The sequence below is a fragment of the Mesorhizobium sp. M7A.F.Ca.US.006.01.1.1 genome (genome assembly GCF_003997935.1).
In the GTDB taxonomy this organism is placed as follows: Bacteria; Pseudomonadota; Alphaproteobacteria; order Rhizobiales; family Rhizobiaceae; genus Mesorhizobium.
In genome coordinates this window covers 1-7,094 of the sequence record NZ_RZQL01000309.1, presented here as the reverse complement: position 1 = coordinate 7,094, position 7,094 = coordinate 1, and the positions used below count along the sequence as shown (strand labels likewise).

9 protein-coding genes are annotated in these 7,094 nt (G+C 62.7%); 5 read left to right on the top strand and 4 right to left on the bottom strand.

Annotated elements, in window-relative coordinates; translation table 11 throughout:
• The 4 genes from EN943_RS33095 to EN943_RS33080 all read left to right on the top strand — a co-directional run.
• On the top strand, window positions 1–619 hold a 619-nt coding region (locus EN943_RS33095; protein WP_127416150.1), incomplete at its 5' end, for a CBS domain-containing protein.
• Between the two features lie 131 nt (window positions 620–750).
• Window positions 751–1,425, top strand: a complete 675-nt coding sequence (locus tag EN943_RS33090) for an RNA polymerase sigma factor (protein ID WP_127416149.1) — start codon at window positions 751–753, stop codon at window positions 1,423–1,425.
• 117 nt (window positions 1,426–1,542) lie between these two features.
• Complete coding sequence (locus EN943_RS33085; protein ID WP_127416148.1) at window positions 1,543–2,067, top strand: DUF4142 domain-containing protein; 525 nt, start codon at window positions 1,543–1,545, stop codon at window positions 2,065–2,067.
• Window positions 2,068–2,078: 11 nt separating this feature from the next.
• A complete protein-coding gene (locus tag EN943_RS33080; protein WP_127416147.1) occupies window positions 2,079–2,387 on the top strand; it encodes a cupredoxin family copper-binding protein in 309 nt (102 codons plus the stop codon).
• Here EN943_RS33080 and EN943_RS33075 read toward each other — a convergent pair.
• Window positions 2,348–3,229 (bottom strand): crotonase/enoyl-CoA hydratase family protein, encoded by an 882-nt coding sequence (locus tag EN943_RS33075; RefSeq protein ID WP_127416146.1) that lies wholly within the window; start codon window positions 3,227–3,229, stop codon window positions 2,348–2,350. The two genes, EN943_RS33080 and EN943_RS33075, sit on opposite strands and share 40 nt — an antisense overlap.
• Window positions 3,230–3,317: 88 nt before the next feature.
• Here EN943_RS33075 and EN943_RS33070 point away from each other — a divergent pair, with 88 nt between their 5' ends.
• Window positions 3,318–3,905 (top strand): TetR/AcrR family transcriptional regulator, encoded by a 588-nt coding sequence (locus EN943_RS33070; RefSeq protein WP_164778506.1) that lies wholly within the window; start codon window positions 3,318–3,320, stop codon window positions 3,903–3,905.
• On the opposite strand, the gene EN943_RS33065 is transcribed toward EN943_RS33070, so the two are convergent.
• The 3 genes from EN943_RS33065 to EN943_RS33055 all read right to left on the bottom strand — a co-directional run.
• Window positions 3,902–5,128 carry an anion transporter gene (locus tag EN943_RS33065; protein WP_127416144.1) on the bottom strand — a complete coding sequence of 409 codons (1,227 nt, stop codon included), beginning with the start codon at window positions 5,126–5,128 and terminating at the stop codon, window positions 3,902–3,904. The two genes, EN943_RS33070 and EN943_RS33065, sit on opposite strands and share 4 nt — an antisense overlap.
• A 150-nt stretch (window positions 5,129–5,278) precedes the next feature.
• Window positions 5,279–6,241: a glycosyltransferase gene (locus EN943_RS33060; protein WP_127416143.1), complete on the bottom strand. Its 963-nt coding sequence runs from the start codon at window positions 6,239–6,241 to the stop codon at window positions 5,279–5,281.
• Between the two features lie 295 nt (window positions 6,242–6,536).
• Window positions 6,537–7,094, bottom strand: a 558-nt coding sequence (locus EN943_RS33055; RefSeq protein ID WP_164778505.1) for a GGDEF domain-containing protein, incomplete at its 5' end; no start/stop codon positions are given.

Genomic DNA, 7,094 nt, shown 5'->3' with positions numbered 1-7,094 from the left:
GAACTCGATCCTGCTGGTCGCCCTCGGCTACGGCTTCCACAGGCTGGCCCGGCGCAATTATCCGCATGTGCCGGTTGCAGCGCTGGCGAACAGCCACGGCACCGGCGATCTGCCGGCGCAGCTGCGCATCGGCTTTCGGTCCGAAGACATCGATGCAGCACTTGGCGCACTCGACGAGACGTTCGATATCGATCGCAACGATCTCGACCGGCTGCTGCGCCAGGTCGAATTGCAGGCGATGGTGCGCGCGCACAAGACCCTTCTGTGCGAGGACATCATGTCGCGCGATGTGATCTCGGTCGATGCTCACACCTCCACCGAGGCGGCGCGCCAATTGCTGCTTGACCACAACATCCGTACCTTGCCGGTCGTCAATGCGGAAGCCAGGCTGGCAGGCACCGTGGGGTTGCGCGAACTCACCCGGGCCTCCGGGACGGTCGGATCGGTCATATCGCCCGCGGCAACAGCCGCCGCCGGCTTCGCCGCCATGGGTCTGCTGCCGGTGCTCACCGACGGCCGCAGCCACGCCGTCATCATCGTCGACGACGACAAGCGGATTCTCGGGCTGATCACCCAGACCGATCTGTTGGCGGCCACGGCGCGCCTGCAGGCCGCCTGACAAGCCTTCAGTCCCACGGTAGGGTAACGCCGCCGGGCCCAGCGAAAAGTCTTCGGGAACCTTTTGCCGGCAACAGCGTCCAATCTCTCAATCGAGGTTCGGGTCCGGAGATTGGGTTGAGGAAACTGGCCATGCCTGCTGTCTTGACGGCCGCGCCTTCCGCCGTGCCAGGCGAGATGCAGCTTGTGAGCCGCGCGCTGGCGCGCGACGGCGATGCCTTCCGCACCATCATCAAGACACACAATCAGCGGCTCTACCGGATCGCGCGCGGTGTTATGCGCAATGACAGCGAGGCCGAGGACATCGTGCAGGAGGCCTACGTCAAGGCTTTCGCCCATCTCGATGCGTTTCGCGGCGACTCCTCGCTTGCCACATGGCTATCGCGCATCGTCATCAACGAGGCGCTCGGCCGTCTGCGCAAAAGGCGCAAAACGGTGGCGCTGCCGGAAAACCCGCAAGCCGAGATCATCCGGTTCCCTCTCAATCCCAGCGACGATCCGGAACGGACGATGGCGCAAAGGCAGATCCTCCAACTGGTCGAACAGGCCACCGACAGCCTTCCCGACGTCTACCGGACGGTGTTCGTGGCGCGGGTGATCGAGGGGCTGAGCATCGAAGAGACCGCCGATCTTCTCGGCGTGCGGCCGCAAACCGTCAAGACAAGGCTGCACCGGGCGCGCGCCTTGGTGCGCAAGGCGCTGGACGATCAGATCGGGCCGGTGCTGCTCGATGCCTTCCCCTTCGCCGGCCGGCGTTGCGAACGGCTGACCGGCGCCGTGATGCGGCGGCTCGAGCTGGAAAGCTGAGCCTCAGCGGATTTCAGTCCATTTCAGCGGGAACGTTTGCCGCTGACCAGCATCCAATGACCGTCAACCGAAAAACACTGTCCGGGGCGATTTCAGCGTCCCGACGAAGGAGATGCCATGTCCATCCGACACATTGCCGCGCTCGCCGCCCTGCTGCTGCTCGGCACCGCCCCGATCGCACAAGCGGCCGACAAGCCGACCGATCCGCAGATCGCTCACATCGCCTATACGGCCGGGGTCATCGACGTTGAAGCGGCCAAGCTGGCCATCGAAAAATCGAAGAACAAGGAGGTCGTGGATTTCGCCAACGACATGGTGCGCGACCATGAAGCCGTGAACGTGCAGGCGCTCGACCTCGTGAAGAAGCTCAAGGTCACGCCGGAAGACAACGCCACCAGCCAGGCGCTGACCAAAGCTGCGACGGAGGAGCGGGCCAAGCTCGCCAAACTCGACGGTGCGGCCTTCGACAAGGCCTATGTCGACAATGAGGTCGCCTACCACAAGCAGGTCAACGGGGCGCTCGAAACCCTTTTGATCCCGTCGGCGCAGAATGCCGAACTGAAGAGCCTGCTGGAAACCGGCCTGAAGATTTTCCAGGGCCATGAGCAGCACGCCGAACACGTCGCCGGCATGCTCAAGTAAGGACCGGGAGCATGCAGAAACGCCGTCTGTGGATTGCGTTGACGCTGGCCGTCGGTACCGTTCCGGCGCAAGCCGAAACCATCCAGGTCATCATCGACAGGCTGGTGTTCTCGCCAGCCACCGTCGAGGCCAAGATCGGCGATACGATCGAGTGGGTGAACAAGGATGTGTTCGCCCACACGGCCTCCGTGAAAGGCGGCTGGGAAGTGATGATCCCGCCGAAGAAATCCGCAAGCCTGACATTGAAGACGGCGGGACCGGTCGACTATTTCTGCCGCTTTCACCCCAACATGAAAGGCCGTTTGGTGGTGGCGCCCTGATCCAGCGCCAACGAGGCTCGCCTAGCCTCGTCGGGACGCACGATATGCGTCCACGAGCCGTCATAGCCCGGCTCGCGGCGTGCCATCCAGGCATTCAGCCCTTCGCGCAGATCAGCGGTCGGCGCCATGCGGGCGAACTGCTCGGCCTCGACCAGCAAACCTTCGGCGATGCTCTGGTTGAGGCCGCGCGCCACCGCCGTGAGGATGCCGGCAATCGCCAGATCGGAGTGCCGCAGGATACGCCTGGCCAGGCCGATCGCGGCCGGCATCAACTCGGCATGCGGCACAACCTCGTTGACGAGACCCAGCTCAAGCGCCCGCGGCGGCGCAAACCAGTCGCCGGTCAACAGCAACTCCAGCGCCCGCTTGCGCCCGGCAAGCCTGGGCAGGCGTTGGGTTCCACCAAAGGTCGGCGGCATTGCAAGGTTGATTTCCGGCTTGGCGAACAAAGCGCGGTCACTGGCGATGGCGAGCGGCACCGCCTCGGTGATTTCGCAGCCGCCACCAAAGGCAATGCCGTTGACGGCGGCGATAATGGGCTTGCGAAACGCTTCCAGCCTTGCCGTCAGCCGCTGTCCGCGCATGACGAAGTCCCGCATCGCGACATTGACGCCAAGCGCCACGCTGGCCGAGAACTCGTGAATGTCGCCGCCCGCCGAAAACGCCCGCTCCCCTGCTCCGGTCAGAATGACCGCACGAACGCTGTCGTCGACTTCAACGCCATCAAGGATCGCAAGCAGGCGATCGATGAGGGCATAGTTCAACGCGTTGAGCTTCTCCGGCCGGTTGAGGGTGAGGATGGCAATCCCATCCCTGGTTTCATTGAGGATAAGATCTGTCATTTGGCTCTTCCTTCTCCATCATGCTCATGGCTGGAAGACTATGCCCTTTGCCGCTTGTGTATATTCACTAGTCGGTATACATAAGCTCATGCCTGATACGCAGAGCCCTACCCGCAAACGCATTGTCGATGCCGCGACCAGGCTCTTCTATGCCGAAGGAATCGGCCGCGTCAGCGTCGATGCCGTCGCCGAGGAAGCGGGCCTCACCAAGCGCACGCTCTACTACCATTTCAAGAGCAAGGACGACCTGATCGCCGCCTATCTCGATGGCCGCGACCAACCCAATCTGAAGCGGATGGCCAGCTGGTTCGATGCCGCCGAAGGCGGCGCGGATCGCAAGGTCGAGGCGATCTTCACCAATCTGGCGAGGTCCGCTCGTCATCCGAAATGGAAAGGATGCGGCTTCCTGCGCACGGCCGCCGAACTCGCCTCGATGCCCGGCCATCCGGCGGTCAAGGTCGGCGCGCGGCACAAGCTTAATTTCGAAACATGGCTGGCCGGCGCCCTGTCGGGCCACGGCGTCGCGGAGCCGCAAGCCCTGGCACGCGAGATCGTGCTTTTGATCGACGGCTGCTTTTCGATCATGCTGATCCACCGCAACCCCGATTACATCGAGGCCGCCGGCCGCGCCGCGGCGACGCTGGTGCGGGCGCGAATTTCAGGCAGTCAGGTTTAGAACCCGAAAGCCAGCCACGCGGTGCCGGCGGCCAGCGTTATCAGCGTCAGCGGCAAACCGACCTTGAAAAAAGCGCCGAACGACAGCGTCGTGCCGGCGGCACGTGCCTGTTCGGCGACGATCAGGTTGGCAACCGAACCCAGCAGCGTGAAATTGCCGGCCAGCGTCGAACTCATGGCGACGACCAGCCAGGCGCGCTCGGGGTTTTCGAGGCCGGGTATGAAGGGCCGAAGCGCCAGCACGGCCGGGACATTGCTCATGATGTTGGAGAGCACCGCAGTGAAACCGGACAGGCGCCAGACGTCGTCCAGCCCGAGGTTCTTGGCCGAAGCGATCATGTCGGGCGAAAGAAGCGTCTTTTCGGCGCCGGCGACGACCACGAACAGACCGGCGAACATGAACAGCAACGGGCCGTCGATCTCGCGGTAGATGCGTTCGGGCTTGATCGCCCGGGTGAGCAAGAGGATGGCACCGCCGATGAGGGCGGCCTTGGCGACGGGCACGCCGGCGAAGAAGGCAATTGCCAGCCCGATACAGACCACCACCGCCTTCAGCACCTGCCCCTTGTGCATGCGGCCACGCGACACCTCTGGCGTCAGCTGCACGGTGCGGGCGAATTCGGCCCGGTAGACGATACGGATGATGACAACGACCGCGACGAGGCCGAACAGGGCGACCGGAGCGAGCGCTGCCGAAAAGGCTGGATAGGAAATGCCCGACAGCGCGCCGATGACCATGTTTTGGGGATTGCCGGTGATGGTGGCGACGCTGCCGCAATTCGACGCGGTGGCGGTGGCGATCAGATAGGGGATCGGGTTGCGCTTGATGACACGGGTGACGTGGACGACGATCGGCGCCATGACGAGGCAGATGGCGTCGTTGACCAGGAAGGCCGACAACACGCCGGTCAGCAGCGTCACCATCACCAGGAGCATGAAGGGCGCGTGCGCGTGCTCGATGGCGACGGCGCCGAGGCCGCGAAAGGCGCCTGACACTTTCAGATGCGCCACCACGATCATCATGCCGAGCAGAAGCGTGATGGTGTCGAAATTGATCGCCCGGTAGGCATCCTCCATGCTGAGCGCGCCGATGGCGATCATCGCGGCGCCGCCGAGAAGCGCGATCCCTGCCCGGTCGAGGCGCAGGCCGGGGATGCGGCCAATGGCGACACCGGCGTAAGTCAGGATCAGGATCAGCAGTGCTGCCGCGCCCATCAATGTCATCGATAAAATCCTGCCCAGTCCGTGGCGCGCCGCTGCCTGTCAGCCCCAATCGTCCGCTTTGCGTGCCTGCTTTAGCGCGATGTCGAGATCGATGACAGCGGGCATGTTGTTGCGCCGAGGATGTCCCACGGCCCAAGGGATGGCGTGCCGCTAACGCAGGTAGAAATCCAGCCTCTGTCGCACAGCTTGGGAAGAATAGAGCTGCTCGACGGTCTGCCGTGCCTTGAGGCCCACTGCCGTCCGCAGCGCCGGATCGGCTTTGAGATCGGCCAGGATCCGCGCCGCCTGCTGCGTCGTTTCGAACAAGAAACCGTTTTCGCCATGCCTGATGTGGTCGGAATAACCGCCATGGGAATGGCAGACCACGGGCAACCCGCAGGCCATCGCCTCGAGCACGACGCGTCCGAAGGTTTCCACATGCCAACCGGTGCGATAATAAAACACGTCGAGCGTCTGCAGAAACGCTTCGGCGGAAAATTGGCCGGCTGGCAACAGCTCGAGTTGCGGATGCGGCGTGAGGCTGTCCTTGAGCCCTGTCCCGCCCTGAATCCGCAAGGCTGTACCTTCGGCCAGCAATGTCTCGTAGAGGGGTACGTCATCGGGATGATGCTTGCCCGGTCCGTCGCGGCTCAAGCGTCCGACGGTGAACGGACGATCCGAATCCTGACGCCGTGGTGAAAAACGTTCGATCTCGATCGGAGACGGGTGCACGGTGGCTTCGATTTGGAGCAATCGCTTCTGAAAGTCGGAAACAACCACTATCTCGGCGGCGGGCCATCCCAAGCTCCGAGGCATGCGCGTGGTGAGGTTGAGAACCTTCGGATGAAGGGTGTTGAAGTCGTAAATCAGCCGGCGCGGCCTTGGGATCAGGTAAGGCCACACCTTGTTGCGCCAATGCGCTCCGAGAAAGACGTAAGTGCCGCCATCCGGAACTTTTCGCGTAAGCGGGGAAATACGGCGTATCGGGAATTGCCGCATTAATTCATCTGAAGCCCTCGATGACGCAGCCCAAAGGCGCACCTCAGAATCGGCGCTCAACAGCCGATAGAGTTCCAAGGTCTTGAGATCACTGCCGCCGAAGGGATCCTGAAAGCCGTTGAACAAATGGATCATAATAGCTGTGTGGTTACCTGACCGTTTCCGCCATATTCGCCAGCATCAAAAATCAGGATCGCACGTCGGCCGGAACGCTTGGAAACTCAGGAGTCAGAACCGTTTCTGCCGACAACGAAACATCGCCAACGCGCGGGTAGTATACCGGTAAGCGGTTGCAGTCCATGGCCGATCGAGCCGGCAAGCTATCCGTAGAGATCGGAAGCCCGGAACATGACTGTAAGCATTGAAGCGTAGAGAAGCGGCCTGCGTCGGTTTCGAGAGCTTCCCGATCAGCCTTCTGCAGTTTCTGCCGTCAATGCACAGTGGCGACGCTGGGCGCCGCAGACGTTCCGGCCGGATCGAAACTGACTTGATCGCGTCCGTTCGACTTGGCCGTGTAAAGCCTTTTGTCGGCAGCGGAGAAGATTTCCTCATAGGTGATCGGGCCGGTAAAGCTTGTGCCGCCGATGCTGACGGAAAGCGGACAAGGCCTGCCGCCGGGTGAGAATTCCATCTCCCTGATACGTCGGCGGATGCTTTCGGCAACCACCCAGGATTGCGAGGGATCCACACCGGGCAGAAACACGCCGAATTCTTCGCCACCGATGCGGCCGACGATATCGCCGCCACGCAGTTGCCCCTTGATCGCCTGCGCTATCAGCTTGAGCGCCTGATCGCCGCAATCATGGCCCAGGCGGTCATTGATCGACTTGAAGTGGTCGGCGTCGATGATCAGCAGCGCCCCCGAGCGGGTCTGCTCCTGCTTGCGGGTCTGCTCGAGATAGGCTTCTACCAGCATCGAGAAGGCGCCACGGTTCAGCACCGCCGTCAGGCTGTCGGTCGCGGCGATGACGCTGAGATCGCGCTGCGC